General features: G+C 44.6%; 12 protein-coding genes. 4 read left to right on the top strand and 8 right to left on the bottom strand.

What is annotated here, in order from left to right:
• The first annotated feature begins 146 nt into the window (after positions 1–146).
• Positions 147–907, top strand: a protein-coding gene (locus tag OCV19_RS09340) for an IS5 family transposase (RefSeq protein WP_261875664.1) whose coding sequence is annotated in 2 segments (ribosomal slippage) — positions 147–687 and positions 687–907 — 762 coding nt in all. Because the reading frame shifts where the segments join, the coding sequence is not laid out codon by codon here.
• A 55-nt stretch (positions 908–962) separates the two neighbouring features.
• Here OCV19_RS09340 and OCV19_RS09335 read toward each other — a convergent pair.
• The 5 genes from OCV19_RS09335 to OCV19_RS09315 form a co-directional block, all read right to left on the bottom strand.
• A complete protein-coding gene (locus OCV19_RS09335; protein WP_065677156.1) occupies positions 963–1727 on the bottom strand; it encodes a transporter substrate-binding domain-containing protein in 765 nt (254 codons plus the stop codon).
• 243 nt (positions 1728–1970) lie between these two features.
• Positions 1971–3737, bottom strand: a complete 1767-nt coding sequence (locus OCV19_RS09330) for a sodium:solute symporter family transporter (protein WP_065677157.1) — start codon at positions 3735–3737, stop codon at positions 1971–1973.
• 780 nt (positions 3738–4517) lie between these two features.
• Entirely contained in the window at positions 4518–5144 is a 627-nt protein-coding gene (locus OCV19_RS09325) for a bifunctional 4-hydroxy-2-oxoglutarate aldolase/2-dehydro-3-deoxy-phosphogluconate aldolase (RefSeq protein WP_065677158.1), read from the bottom strand.
• A 73-nt stretch (positions 5145–5217) separates the two neighbouring features.
• Positions 5218–6150, bottom strand: coding sequence for a 2-dehydro-3-deoxygluconokinase (gene kdgK / locus OCV19_RS09320; RefSeq protein ID WP_052878562.1), 933 nt, complete (start codon positions 6148–6150; stop codon positions 5218–5220).
• A gap of 34 nt (positions 6151–6184) precedes the next feature.
• Positions 6185–6520, bottom strand: a complete 336-nt coding sequence (locus OCV19_RS09315) for a cupin domain-containing protein (RefSeq protein WP_065677159.1) — start codon at positions 6518–6520, stop codon at positions 6185–6187.
• A 333-nt stretch (positions 6521–6853) separates the two neighbouring features.
• Between OCV19_RS09315 and OCV19_RS09310 the strand changes: the two genes are divergently transcribed.
• The 3 genes from OCV19_RS09310 (at position 6854) to OCV19_RS09300 (ending at position 12330) form a co-directional block, all read left to right on the top strand.
• Positions 6854–9052 carry a heparinase II/III domain-containing protein gene (locus OCV19_RS09310; protein WP_065677160.1) on the top strand — a complete coding sequence of 733 codons (2199 nt, stop codon included), beginning with the start codon at positions 6854–6856 and terminating at the stop codon, positions 9050–9052.
• A 2-nt stretch (positions 9053–9054) separates the two neighbouring features.
• Positions 9055–11208: a heparinase II/III domain-containing protein gene (locus tag OCV19_RS09305; RefSeq protein ID WP_065677161.1), complete on the top strand. Its 2154-nt coding sequence runs from the start codon at positions 9055–9057 to the stop codon at positions 11206–11208.
• 297 nt (positions 11209–11505) lie between these two features.
• Complete coding sequence (locus tag OCV19_RS09300; protein ID WP_065677162.1) at positions 11506–12330, top strand: fumarylacetoacetate hydrolase family protein; 825 nt, start codon at positions 11506–11508, stop codon at positions 12328–12330.
• A 98-nt stretch (positions 12331–12428) separates the two neighbouring features.
• Here OCV19_RS09300 and phnE (OCV19_RS09295) read toward each other — a convergent pair whose 3' ends face one another.
• Genes phnE (OCV19_RS09295) through phnC form a run of 3 tightly spaced genes read right to left on the bottom strand, consistent with a single transcriptional unit; the run spans position 12429 to position 14939 of the window.
• Positions 12429–13259, bottom strand: a complete 831-nt coding sequence (phnE, locus tag OCV19_RS09295) for a phosphonate ABC transporter, permease protein PhnE (protein WP_050621206.1) — start codon at positions 13257–13259, stop codon at positions 12429–12431.
• Between the two features lie 10 nt (positions 13260–13269).
• The gene (gene phnE, locus OCV19_RS09290; protein ID WP_052878558.1) at positions 13270–14124 is read right to left on the bottom strand and encodes a phosphonate ABC transporter, permease protein PhnE; all 855 of its coding nucleotides are present in this window, start codon (positions 14122–14124) and stop codon (positions 13270–13272) included.
• Positions 14121–14939 (bottom strand): phosphonate ABC transporter ATP-binding protein, encoded by an 819-nt coding sequence (gene phnC, locus OCV19_RS09285; RefSeq protein WP_017069947.1) that lies wholly within the window; start codon positions 14937–14939, stop codon positions 14121–14123. Before phnC ends, phnE (OCV19_RS09290) begins: the two co-directional genes overlap by 4 nt.
• Between the last annotated feature and the right edge of the window lie 5 nt (positions 14940–14944).

The raw sequence follows: 14944 nt of genomic DNA, 5'->3' as shown, positions 1-14944 counted from the left end.
GATTAAAATAAATGAAATAGGCCAGCAATGCTGGCCTATTTTTTATCTAGAAGACTAGGGCGTGTTGATCTTTCGTGAGTGTTTTTTGAACAGCATGGTAAAGAGTTATAATTTGCTTCGCCAAAAGTAAAACCATAACCAATACCATGCCAAGAACAATGCTAACTGATATTCGCTGGGAACTGCTACTCCAAGTTATGAAAAGTACAGGTCGTATTTACGATAAAACTGAACATCGAATGACATTTGAAGGAATACTTTATCGAATGAGAACAGGTATTCCTTGGCGAGATCTACCCTCTGAGTTCGGAGAGTGGAGTACCGTTTACAGACGATTTAATCTTTGGTCAAAGAAAGGGATTTTAGATAATCTTTTCAAAAGCTTATCTAACATGGCTGATTTTGAATGGGTATTTCTTGATGGCTCTATAGTTAGAGCACATCAGCATAGTACAGGTGCAGCTACTGAAAGTTCAGAGCAAATAGGAAAAAGTCGCGGGGGCAACTCAACCAAAATTCACTTAGCCGTAGATAGTGGTGGCCTGCCGATTTGCTTTGATTTATCAGAGGGACAACGCCACGATATAGTGCATGCCGAAAGCTTAGTTGAGCAACTCGATGAAGTTAATACCATCGTTTGTGATAAAGGATATGACAGCGAACCTTTCCGTATTTTGTTAAGGAACGTGGCGGAGAAACGGTAATTGCTAAACGCAATTACGGACAAGATATAGACAAAGACAGTATGGATTGGTGTTTATACAAGTATCGTCACTTGGTCGAAAATGCCTTTGGGAGAATTAAGCATTATCGAGCTATTTCAAGTAGATATGATAAGCTAGAAAGGAATTATGCCAGCATGTTATCGCTGGCATTCATGTTAATGTGGCTACCGATGTATTGTTGAACGCGAAATGTACAGCAAAGATCAACACGCCCTAGAAGACTAGAAGACTAGAAGACTATTTAAGAGAGTTGTGAATCAGGAACTCTTCTTCAACACCTTTCAGTTTCATCTCATCCATAATGAAGTTCACAGTGTTCAGCAAACGTTGCTCACCTTTAGGAATGAGGTAGCCGAATTGGCTGTTGGTAAATGGTGTTTCACAGCGAGCTGCTTCAAGGCGTTCGTCCGTCACTTGGTAGAATAGGCCTTCCGGAGTTTCAGTCACCATTACATCAACTTTGCCTTCCGCAACGGCTTGCGGTACATCTAAGTTGTTTTCGTAGCGAGTGAAGCTTGCATTCTGTAAATGAGCATCTGCAAACATCTCGTTAGTGCCACCGATATTTACGCCAACACGGACCGAAGATAGATTCACTTTCTCGATGCTGTTGTATTGTTCTGCTTTACCTTTAGCGACTAAGAAACACTTACCAAACGTAATGTAGCCTTGAGTTTGTTCTGCGTTTAGCTGACGCTGTATTTTACGTGTAATGCCTCCCATCGCGATGTCGTACTTATCGTCGTCTAGGTCGGTCAGCAGATCTTTCCATGTGGTACGAACAATCTTCAATTCAACGCCTAATTGCTCCGCGATGTGCTGTGCAACATCGATATCGTAGCCAGAGTAGCTTTTACCATCAAAGTAAGAAAATGGCTTGTAGTCGCCAGTGGTGCCCACACGAAGGGTACCGGATTTTTGAATGTCTTCTAACTGGTCAGCTTGTGCGACACCAGAAAGTGCCAGAGCAATGGAAGCAAGTAATAGTGATGTTTTTTTCATTGTAATTATCTGTTGTGTTTGTGTTGTCATTCAAAGTAACAGAAACAATCCGAGAAAGAGATCAAACCATTGGAAAGGTTGGAAAATAAGATAAAACGAGGGCAGGAGATAGGCATTTCTATGGTTTGTGAGCATTAATCGAGATGCGTTTCATATTCTATTTTGATAAAGCGAAGGCAAATAAAAAGCCCATGTTATCGAATAACATGGGCTTCATTTTGGTTTAGCTGTTTAGCTGTTTAGCTATTTAGCAACTGACTCGTTGTTCATCTTAGCTGGAGCTTTAGATGCGTTAACCAGAAGGATACCAACGGTTAGTACCATCGAACCACATAGTAGGAACAATAAGCGTCCTGTTGGTTCGTTTGGAATCAGAGCCATTGCGAGGATACCGAAACCTGCCGTGCTGATAAGCTTACCAAGCATTGAACGCTGTTTAGTATCTAGGTTCTGCTGCTCTTCACCTTCCGCTACTAACGGCGTGTTCCAGTTAGTGAATAGTTGGTCAACTTCTTTCTCACGCTCTGGCGATAGGCCTTTGTAGAAGCGAGAAGTCATGATGAAGTAACCACCTGTGAACACTACATGAGCCGCTAGGCTTAGACCTACCTTCAAGTCGCTCCATTCACGGCCAGTCAGTGCTGTTTCTAGACCAAATAGGTTCTCGATGTCTTCTGCTTGAAGCGAAATACCGAAGATGTAAGAAACGAAACCACCTACAACTAGTGTTGACCAACCCGCCCAGTCTGGCGTCTTACGAATCCACATACCAAGTAGTACAGGGATAAGCATTGGGAAGCCAATCAATGCACCAACATTCATTACGATGTCGAATAGGCTCAAGTGACGTAGAGAGTTGATGAACAAACCAATCGAGATAATGATGATACCCATCATGATGGTTGTAAGCTTACTTACAATAACCAGCTCTTTTTGTGTCGCGTTTTTACGAACAATAGGGCTGTAGAAGTTCATCACGAAGATACCAGCGTTACGGTTCAAACCTGAATCCATAGAAGACATCGTTGCAGCGAACATTGCAGACATTAGAAGACCAACCATACCTGCAGGCATTACGTTTTGTACGAATGCTAGGTAAGCAGCATCACCCGCTTTATCGCCCATTGATGCGTATTGATCCGCAAACTCAGGCATGAATGCACTTACGTACCAAGGTGGTAGGAACCAAATTAGTGGGCCAACAACCATAAGGATACATGCTAGGCCTGCCGCTTTACGTGCGTTTTCACTGTCTTTTGCACATAGGTAACGGTAAGCATTGATGCTGTTGTTCATTACACCGAACTGCTTCACGAAGATGAATACAACCCAAAGGATGAAGATGCTCATGTAGTTTAGGTTGTTACCTAACATGAAGTCGCCGTCGAAGTTAGCAACGATGTTAGTTAAGCCGCCACCGTGGAAGTAAGCTGCTACCGCACAAGTGATTGTCACGGCCATGATTACAAGCATTTGCATGAAGTCAGAAGCAACAACCGCCCAAGAGCCGCCCGTTACTGCCATCAATACTAGAACCATACCCGTTACCACAATGGTAGCTTCCATTGGGATATTGAATACCGCTGCTACAAAGATAGCTAGACCGTTTAGCCAGATACCTGCAGAGATAAGGCTGTCCGGCATACCTGCCCATGTGAAGAATTGTTCAGACGTTTTACCAAAGCGCTGACGAATAGCTTCGATCGCCGTTACCACACGAAGTTGGCGGAACTTTGGAGCGAAGTACATATAGTTCATGAAGTAGCCAAAAGCATTGGCTAAGAATAGGATTACAATAACGAAACCGTCATTGAACGCGCGTCCTGCGGCACCTGTAAACGTCCATGCTGAAAACTGTGTCATGAAGGCAGTTGCACCAACCATCCACCACAACATTTTGCCGCCCCCTCTAAAGTAATCACTTGTTGAGGTGGTGAACTTACGGAACATCCAACCAATCGCGATTAAAAAGAAGAAGTAGGCGAGAACAACAAAAGTATCAATAGTCATCTTTTCAGCCTTTTAAATATCATAATTAACTGGGCTTAGATTAACGCGTACAAAGGTTTATTTGTACTACAATATGTCTTTAGTATGATCTAGGTCGCATTGATTTTTTCTTTAATATTAGTGGTTGAATTAAATTATTGTTTTTAATGGTTTTAATTAGTATCTAATTTTGGTTTTGTTTGATGTTTAACGACCCAGTAAATGTACATATGTATTACAATATAAACCAAAAAACAATAACAAAGGTCACCCATAAGATTTTAGTTATAACCGTAACAAATGTGCTACAAATGAGCCCAGTTTTGCGACAGCTCTCATAATTAAAATTACGACATAATTATCAACCATCACGTGGTTAACGCAGAGGTAGCTTGTTGTTTTTAAGTGCTTATTTGATTCTTATGAGCTGGAGCACGCCCATAGTTTCTTTTGATTTCAATATCAGTGAAGGTAACTAGTATTTTGTTCGAATAGTGCTCTTAAAATGCAAGCTGGCTACTCATTTGAGAGTTGGGGCCTAGCAATAGTGAATTAAAGTGGTCAATAAGTAGGGGGAAGTGGTGGAGCGCTTAGGAGAAAGTTAAAGTGGTTCGTGGTGAATTAGATGTAGCGTGGTGAATTAGATGTAGATAGGTTTGTACGACAAAAGCTAGGGGCTTTAGCATATATTAGCGCTTGAGTGTAAATGACCATACCAACGCCTAGTGGGAGCGGTAAGCTAAAGCGTAGACAACAAAAAGCCCCACCGAAGTGAGGCTTTATCAGCAAATCTAAAACAGATTAAGCGTTAACGTGTTCAACTGCATTACGTACTAGTTTGCCTAGCTCGTCCCATTTACCTTCGTCGATAAGGTTAGTTGGAACCATCCAAGTACCGCCACACGCAAGTACAGAAGGGATAGATAGGTATTCGTCTACATTCTTCAAGCTCACGCCACCAGTAGGCATGAATTTAACAGGGTAAACCGCAGTTAGTGCTTTAAGCATGCCAGTACCGCCTGAAGGCTCAGCCGGGAAGAACTTCAACGTACGAAGACCCATTTCCATTGCTTGCTCAACTAGGCTTGGGTTGTTAACACCTGGTACGATCGCAACACCTTTGTCGATGCAGTATTGAACTGTACGAGGGTTGAAACCTGGGCTTACGATGAAATCAACGCCAGCTTCGATAGATGCGTCAACTTGCTCGTTAGTCAGTACAGTACCTGAACCAATTAGCATGTCTGGGAATTCTTTACGCATGATGCGAATCGCTTCGATTGCACATTCTGTACGTAGCGTGATTTCTGCACATGGCATGCCGTTTTCAACAAGTGCTTTACCTAGAGGGATAGCGTCTTCAGCACGGTTGATAGCGATTACAGGAATTACTTTTAGGTTTGCTAGTTGTTCATTTAATGTAGTCATGAATTCTTCCTCACGTTAAATGTGGGCTTGCTTTCAACTAAGCAAACCCTTGATTAATAGTTAAAGTGCGTAATTATAGAGACAGATCAGGCGTCGCTTCTAGAGGAATGATAGCACCTGGATGCTGAATCACAGTCCCTGCCACAGTATGACCTGCTAACGCTGCATCACGTGCATTGCCACCGCTTAAGCGCTTAGCTAGGAAGCCCGCGCTGAACGAGTCGCCAGCCGCTGTAGTATCAACAATGTTGTCTACTGGGTTTGGAGCAACGTACTGAGCGCTTTGGCTTTCAACTACTAGGCAGTCTTTAGCACCACGTTTAATGATGATCTCTTTCACACCAGATTCAGACGTACGTGCAATACACTGTTCAATGCTTTCGTCGCCGTACAACTCTTGCTCGTCATCGAACGTCAGTAGAGCCGTGTCTGTGTACTTAAGCATCTTCAAGTACCAAGAAATTGCTTCTTGTTGGCTTTCCCAAAGTTTTGGACGGAAGTTATTGTCGAAGAATACTTGGCCGCCTTGAGCTTTAAATTTGTCTAAGAAGTTGAATAGCTGCGTGCGTCCATTCTCTGTCAAGATAGCAAGCGTAATACCACTTAGGTAAACCGCATCAAAAGAGAATAACTTATCAAGTAGAGCAGGTGTGTCTTCCTGGTCAAACATGAATTTTGCTGCAGCATCATTACGCCAGTAGTGGAAACTGCGTTCACCAGTTTCATCGGTCTCGATGTAGTAAAGCCCTGGTTGTTTGTGATCAAGCTGAGCAATTAAGCTAGTGTCGATACCTTCCGCTTGCCACTTTTCTAACATGTCGGTACTGAATGGGTCAGTGCCTAGTGCTGTTACGTAGCTCGTGTTGATATCTTGCTCTTTTGTTAAGCGAGACAAGTAAAGTGCAGTATTTAGTGTGTCGCCACCGAAACTTTGCTTAAGCCCGTCTTGTTTCTTTTGTAGCTCAACCATGCACTCGCCAATGACCGCGATGTTTAATGATTTCATATGCTTACCTTAGCAACTGAGGTTGCGCTAGTTATTATTTTAGGAAATCTTCACGCGCAGGGTTGAAGATATCAAGAAGGATGCTGTCTTGCTCTAGTGCAACAGCACCGTGCATCATGTGTTTACGAGCGAAGTAAGCATCGCCTTCTTTAAGGACTCTCTTTTCGCCTTCAATCTCAGCTTCGAAGCTGCCACGAACTACGTAACCGATTTGGTCATGGATTTCGTGAGTATGAGGGTGGCCAATCGCGCCCTTGTCAAAACATAGGTGTACTGCCATTAGATCGTCAGTGTAAGCAACGATTTTACGCTTAATGCCGCCAGCAAGTTCTTCCCATGGGTTTTCATCTAGGATAAAGAAAGAGTTCATTGTGTATCTCCTAATCTGTTTAAATCTTTTAAGTGTTACTTAACTTGCATCCATCATAAGGGAATGAGCTTAATTGTAATACAATATATCTAAATTTGTGTGATATTGATCAAGCGATACTTTATATAGCGTAAATAAATCAACAACTTAATAAATGGCCAATATTTACCATTAGTTAGCTACATCAATGACTTATAGCTAATTGTGTGACTCTACTCATCATTTAGCGACGAATAGGTATAATTAAAGCTCATATTGTATTACTTTATATGGAGTTTGAAAATTTAATCAAAGTTTAAGCAGATAAACTCTTTATTGAGGGTGACAAAGAATATGACGACTAAACCAGTATTGTTGACTGAAGCAGAAATCGAGCAGCTTCATCTTGAAGTGGGCCGTTCTAGCTTAATGGGCAAAACCATTGCAGCGAACGCGAAAGATCTAGAAGCATTCATGCGTTTACCTATTGATGTCCCAGGTCATGGTGAAGCTGGGGGTTACGAACATAACCGCCATAAGCAAAATTACACGTACATGAATCTAGCTGGTCGCATGTTCTTGATCACTAAAGAGCAAAAGTACGCTGACTTTGTTACAGAATTATTAGAAGAGTACGCAAACAAATACCTAACGTTTGATTACCACGTACAGAAAAACACTAACCCTACTGGTCGTTTGTTCCACCAAATCCTGAACGAACACTGCTGGTTAATGTTCTCAAGCTTAGCTTACTCTTGTGTTGCTTCGACACTGACACAAGAGCAACGTGATAACATTGAGTCTCGCATTTTTGAACCAATGCTAGAAATGTTCACGGTTAAATACGCACACGACTTTGACCGTATCCATAACCACGGCATTTGGGCCGTTGCTGCTGTCGGTATCTGTGGTCTTGCTTTGGGCAAACGCGAGTACCTTGAAATGTCAGTGTACGGCATCGACCGTAACGATACTGGCGGCTTCCTAGCGCAAGTTTCTCAGCTATTTGCACCTTCTGGTTACTACATGGAAGGCCCTTACTACCACCGTTATGCAATTCGCCCAACGTGTGTGTTCGCTGAAGTGATTCACCGCCACATGCCTGAAGTAGATATCTATAACTACAAAGGTGGCGTGATTGGCAACACAGTACAAGCGATGCTTGCGACGGCTTACCCGAACGGTGAGTTCCCGGCTCTGAATGATGCTTCTCGTACAATGGGTATCACAGACATGGGTGTTCAGGTTGCGGTAAGTGTTTACAGTAAGCATTACTCTTCTGAAAACGGTGTAGACCAGAACATTCTTGGTATGGCGAAGATTCAAGACGCAGTATGGATGCATCCATGTGGTCTTGAGCTATCTAAAGCATACGAAGCCGCTTCTGCAGAGAAAGAAATCGGCATGCCTTTCTGGCCAAGTGTTGAATTGAACGAAGGCCCTCAAGGTCACAACGGCGCGCAAGGCTTTATCCGTATGCAGGATAAGAAAGGCGACGTTTCTCAACTTGTGATGAACTACGGCCAACACGGTATGGGTCACGGCAACTTCGATACATTGGGTATTTCTTTCTTCAACCGTGGTCAAGAAGTGCTACGTGAATACGGCTTCTGTCGTTGGGTGAACGTTGAGCCAAAATTCGGCGGCCGTTACCTAGACGAAAACAAATCTTACGCTCGTCAAACGATTGCTCACAATGCAGTTACGATTGATGAAAAATGTCAGAACAACTTTGACGTTGAACGTGCAGACTCAGTACATGGTTTACCTCACTTCTTTAAAGTAGAAGACGATCAAATCAACGGTATGAGTGCATTTGCTAACGATCATTACCAAGGCTTTGACATGCAACGCAGCGTGTTCATGCTAAATCTTGAAGAATTAGAATCTTCGTTATTGTTAGACCTATACCGCTTAGATTCTGAAAAAGGCGGCGAAGGCGAGCATCAATACGACTACTCACACCAATATCAAGGTCAGATTGTTCGCACTAACTTTGAATACCAAGCAAACAAAGAGCTAAACACTCTAGGTGACGATTTCGGTTACCAACATCTATGGAACGTGGCAAGCGGTGAAGTGAAGGGCACAGCACTTGTAAGCTGGCTACAAAACAACACTTACTACACTTGGCTAGGTGCAACGTCTAACGACAAGGCTGAAGTTATCTTTACTCGCACTGGCGCTAACGACCCAAGCTTCAACCTACGTTCAGAGCCTGCATTCATTTTACGCAGCAAAGGCGAAACAACACTGTTTGCTTCTGTTGTTGAAACGCATGGTTACTTCAACGAAGAATTCGAGCAATCTGTAAGCGCACGTGGTGTTGTGAAAGACATCAAAGTAGTGGCTCACACCAATATCGGTTCAGTAGTAGAAATTACGACAGAGAAATCAAACGTGACAGTGATGATCAGCAACCAACTTGGCGCGACTGACAGCACTGAACACAAAGTAGAACTGAACGGTAAAGTATACAGCTGGACAGGCTTCTACTCAGTAGAAACAATTTTAAACCCAGAATTAGCAAGCACAGCAGAGCAGGGGAAATAATAATGAGCTATCAACCACTTTTACTTAACTTTGATGAAGCAGCAGAGCTTCGTAAAGAACTTGGCAAGGATAGCCTTTTAGGTAACGCACTGACTCGCGATATTAAACAAACTGACGCTTACATGGTTGAAGTTGGCATTGAAGTTCCAGGTCACGGTGAAGGCGGCGGTTACGAACATAACCGTCACAAGCAAAACTACATCCACATGGATCTAGCCGGCCGTTTGTTCCTTATCACTGAGGAAACAAAATACCGTGACTACATCGTTGATATGTTAACTGCGTACGCGACGGTATACCCAACGCTTGAAAGCAACGTAAGCCGTGACTCTAACCCTCCGGGTAAGTTGTTCCACCAAACGTTGAACGAGAACATGTGGATGCTTTATGCTTCTTGTGCGTACAGCTGTATTTACCACACTATCTCTGAAGAGCAAAAACGTCTGATCGAAGACGATCTTCTTAAACAAATGATCGAAATGTTCGTTGTGACTTACGCACACGACTTCGATATCGTACACAACCACGGCTTATGGGCAGTGGCAGCGGTAGGTATCTGTGGTTACGCAATCAACGATCAAGAGTCTGTAGACAAAGCGCTTTACGGCCTGAAACTGGACAAAGTAAGCGGCGGTTTCTTAGCGCAACTTGACCAACTGTTTTCGCCAGACGGCTACTACATGGAAGGTCCTTACTACCACCGTTTCTCTCTACGTCCAATCTACCTGTTCGCAGAAGCGATTGAACGTCGTCAGCCTGAAGTGGGTATCTATGAATTCAACGATTCAGTGATCAAGACAACGTCTTACTCTGTATTCAAAACCGCATTCCCAGACGGTACATTGCCAGCGCTGAACGATTCATCGAAGACGATCTCTATTAACGATGAAGGCGTTATCATGGCAACGTCTGTGTGTTACCACCGTTACGAGCAGACTGAAACTCTGCTTGGTATGGCTAACCACCAACAAAACGTTTGGGTTCATGCTTCAGGTAAAACATTGTCTGACGCTGTTGAAGCCGCTGATGAAATCAAACCATTCAACTGGGGTAGTCTGTTTGTAACCGACGGCCCTGAAGGTGAGAAAGGCGGCGTTAGCATTCTTCGTCACCGTGACGAGCAAGACGACGACACCATGGCGTTGATCTGGTTTGGTCAGCACGGCAGCGATCACCAGTACCACTCTGCGCTAGACCACGGTCACTATGATGGACTGCACCTAAGCGTATTCAACCGTGGCCACGAAGTGTTGCACGATTACGGCTTCGGTCGCTGGGTAAACGTTGAGCCTAAGTTTGGCGGTCGTTACATTCCAGAGAACAAGTCTTACTGTAAGCAGACGGTTGCTCACAACACAGTAACGGTTGATCAGAAAACGCAGAACAACTTCAACACAGCATTGGCTGAGTCTAAGTTTGGTCAGAAGCACTTCTTCGTAGCAGACGATCAGTCTCTGCAAGGCATGAGCGGTACAATTTCTGAGTACTACACTGGCGTAGACATGCAACGCAGCGTGATTCTTGCTGAACTTCCTGAGTTCGAGAAGCCACTAGTGATCGATGTATACCGCATCGAAGCTGACGCTGAGCACCAGTACGACCTGCCCGTTCACCACTCTGGCCAGATCATCCGTACTGACTTCGATTACAACATGGAAAAAACGCTTAAGCCGTTAGGTGAAGACAACGGTTACCAACATCTGTGGAACGTGGCTTCAGGCAAAGTGAACGAAGAAGGTTCTTTAGTAAGTTGGCTACATGACAGCAGCTACTACAGTCTAGTAACCAGCGCGAATGCGGGCAGCGAAGTGATTTTTGCTCGCACTGGTGCTAACGATCCAAACTTCAACCTTAAGAGTGAGCCTGCGTTCATCTTACGTCAGTCTGGTCAAAACCACGTGTTTGCTTCTGTACTAGAAACGCATGGTTACTTTAACGAGTCTATCGAAGCCTCTGTAGGCGCTCGTGGTCTGGTTAAATCAGTGTCTGTTGTGGGCCATAACAGTGTCGGGACTGTTGTGCGCATTCAAACGACATCTGGCAACACTTACCACTACGGTATTTCAAACCAAGCTGAAGACACGCAGCAAGCAACTCACACTGTTGAGTTCGCGGGTGAGACATACTCGTGGGAAGGATCATTTGCTCAACTGTAAATGATTAACATACATGCCGTTTAACAATGGCATGTATTGATGTGGTGCTTTGCGGGAACGAAGCATCACATTGAATTCAGTCGTGATTGCAAAATCGTTCGTTGATACCAACAACGACTGAATACATCGGGAATAAGTCAAACCGAGTAACTCACTGCGAGTTGCTCGGTTTTTTTATGCGTGCTGCTTTTATAAGGGGGGAGAGAAGAGGGAGGGCTACAGAGCTTCCCTTTTCCTTCGAATCCTTCAGAGTGGGCTAAAGTATAATTTAGGATTTAAAAATGAAGGGATTCAAGGATGAAGTGGTTATTGGCAATAGTTACGATATCTGGCGTCGCATTGGCGGCAGAAAATAACAGTGTTGAGGTGAGCAGTGAGCATTTTGTCCGTTATCAATACCAAGACAAAGTCAGCTATGGAAAGCTAGACAATGACGTTGTGTTACCGGTCAGCGGCGATATCTTTGGAGAATATTCGGTAGCAAAAAATTCGATCCCGTTAGAGTCGGTAGAGGTGTTACTGCCGACAAAACCAGAGAAAGTCTTCGCTGTCGGAATGAACTTCGCTAGCCATTTAGCCTCACCTGCCGATGCACCACCGCCGATGTTTCTTAAACTTCCTTCCTCTTTGACTCTCACGGGCGAAGTGATTCAAGTGCCAGCAAAAGCAAGAAATGTTCATTTTGAAGGCGAGCTGGTGGTTGTGATTGGTAGAGAGCTCAGCCAAGCCAGTGAAGAAGAAGCCGAGCAAGCGATCTTTGGTGTCACGGTGGGCAACGATATTACGGAAAGAAGTTGGCAAGGCGCCGATTTACAATGGCTCCGAGCGAAAGCTTCGGATGGTTTTGGCCCGGTTGGCAACACAATTGTGCGCGGCGTTGATTACAACAATGTTGAGTTGACCACTCGTGTTAACGGCAAAGTGGTTCAACAAGAAAATACTTCGTTCATGATTCACAAGCCACGAAAAGTCGTGAGCTATTTGAGCCACTATTTTACCCTCAAACCGGGCGATCTTATTTTTATGGGAACACCAGGCAGAACCTATGCTCTGTCCGACAAAGATCAAGTGAGTGTCACGATTGAAGGAGTAGGGACTGTGGTCAACGAAGTGCGGTTCTGATGGTGAAAAATGTTTATTACGTTTCAACAAACGAAAAGCCTACTCACTGAGTAGGCTTTGGTCCTAACTAACCGTCTATTTTACGTTGTTTTTATTATTTAGATAAGGGCTTTTCTTGCTTTGGCTGCCACCCATTCGGAGAAGATGACCGTCACCAGAATCGCACAGAAAATCACAGTCACTTGAGGCCATGCCAGCATCGCCATCGATTCTTGCAATTTCAAGCCGATACCGCCAGCGCCGACCAAGCCTAAAACCGTAGACTCACGAATATTGATATCCCAACGGAACAAGCTCGTGCCGATGAAACTTGGCATCACTTGCGGAAGAATGCCGTAGTTCAATACCTGCAGCGGAGAAGCTCCGGTCGATTGGATTGCTGACATCTGTGTTGCGTTCACTTCTTCAATCGCTTCATACATTAACTTCGCCACGAAGCCAATTGAACGTAGCGCTATCGCAATGATACCGGCCAACAAGCCTGGGCCGATGATTGCTACCAATAACAATGCCCAAATTAACGAGTTAATTGAACGACTTGCCGCGATGATGAACAGCGCGATAGGTCTGATAAACGTCATGCTTGGCGTTGTATTACGTGCCGCTAAGAACGCTACTGGAAACGCGAGTACGATCCCTAACAGTGTGCCAAGTGTCGCGATGTTAATGGTGTCCCACAACGGGCTCCAAAGAGACTCCAAGTAGCTCCATCTTGGTGGCCACATACGTGAAGATATATCAGCAAATTGATTCGGTGAGTCGGTCACAAAGTACCAAATCGTATCTTTGTTCATGACTTGCCATGCGAATACTGTCAAAGCAACAAAGCAAAGCCAGCCCAGCCAAAGCATGAGGCTCTGTTTACTATCGTAACGCTGCCATTGGGTACGATTGATGGCGCTTGTCGGTGTTTCATTTAGCGTGCTCATTGGTCGTTCCTTACTGCACATGCTTACGGATGATGGTTGATAGGTATTCACACAACATCACAATCACGATAATAATCAATAGAATAGCGGCTGCTGCGCTGTATTCGTAACGGTCCATTGCTGTGTTTAACGTTGCGCCGATACCACCTGCGCCAACAATGCCAATCACGGCTGACTCACGAAAGTTGATGTCGAGTCGGTACATAGAAAGTCCGATGAAGCGCGGCATCACCTGTGCTTGAATTGCGTAATTCACCTGTTGTAACCAACTTGCGCCCGTTGCACGCATTGCGGTGAGTGGTGCTGGGTCAATGGCTTCAATTTCATCGGCAAACAGTTTTGCGAGAAAGCCGATGGTCGCGAAGGTGAGCGTGACAAAACCCGCAAACGTACCAAAGCCAAATAGAGCAACACACAGAATCGCTACGATGATTTCTTGTAAGCTACGAGCAACCGAAATAAACGCACGACAGAATAGGTAAACGGGAGTAGGGGCAAGGTTTTTCGCTGCGCCTAATCCGAATGGGATAGAAAGAAGGACACCCGCCACGGTCGATGTCAGGGTCATGGTTAAACTTTCAATCAAACCTTGTGAGATGTTGTTCCAACGGCCACCAAAATCTGGGTTCATGAAAGCCAAAATGAACTGCCAGCCGCGTTCGCTGCCTTCGTAAATTCGAGTCCAGTTGACGTGTACCGATTGAGTCGCAAGGTACAAGTAAACCGCGACAATGATGATTAAGCTCCAGCGCAGCCATGGGCTAGAAATAAGTGGCGGTTTTGTCCACTGTGTCGGGTATTGTTTGGAATTCTGTTTTCCTGACTTTAAATGCTGCTGAACTTGATTTGGATATGGTTGAGTCATATTGTTGCCTCAGACAGGCGAGGGCTCGTGATGATTAGGTCATCGGCCTCTTCTTCTGCTTGTTGACTCCAGTCTTCTTCACCGTAGATTTGCGTTAAAACATCTTCAGTGAGCAGGTTTGGTTTGTCATCAAATACGACACAACCCGCATTTAAGCCGACAACACGGTCAACAAACTGCTTTGCTAATTGAACATCGTGAATATTGATGATGGCAGGGAGCTGTTGCTCTGAACAAATCTCACTGATCAGTCGCATGATTTGGCGCGCTGTACGTGGATCAAGTGCGGCCGTTGGTTCATCAATCAACAGTAATTTCGGTTTCTGAGCAAGTGCACGTGCAATACCAACACGTTGACGCTGACCACCCGACAGAGCATCGGCCCTTTTATTGGCGTGTTCTAACAATCCAACACGGTCGAGTAGCGCATAAGCGGCTTGGATATCCGACTCAGGGAAACGACGAGTAAAGCTTTGCCAGAAATTCACGTAACCCAAACGTCCTGAAAGTACGTTTTCCATCACCGTCAAACGCTCAATCAGCGCGTACTCTTGGAAAATCATCCCGATTTCACGGCGTGATTGTCTCAGTTGTCGCTTAGACAGCGTCTCTAGATTGGTATTGGAAAAGATCACTTCGCCGCTGGTGGGCTCGGTGAGCCGATTAATACAACGGATAAGCGTTGATTTACCCGCACCAGATGGACCAATTAAACCAACCACTTCACCGGCATTGACCGACAAGCTAACGTTGGTAAGGGCTTTATCAGAACTGGAGTAGTGCTTGGTAAGCCCTTTAAGGGTAAGAGTAGACATAGAAT

Source organism: Vibrio celticus (assembly GCF_024347335.1).
Lineage (GTDB): Bacteria > Pseudomonadota > Gammaproteobacteria > Enterobacterales > Vibrionaceae > Vibrio > Vibrio celticus.
This window is presented reverse-complemented; position numbering and strand designations above follow the sequence as displayed.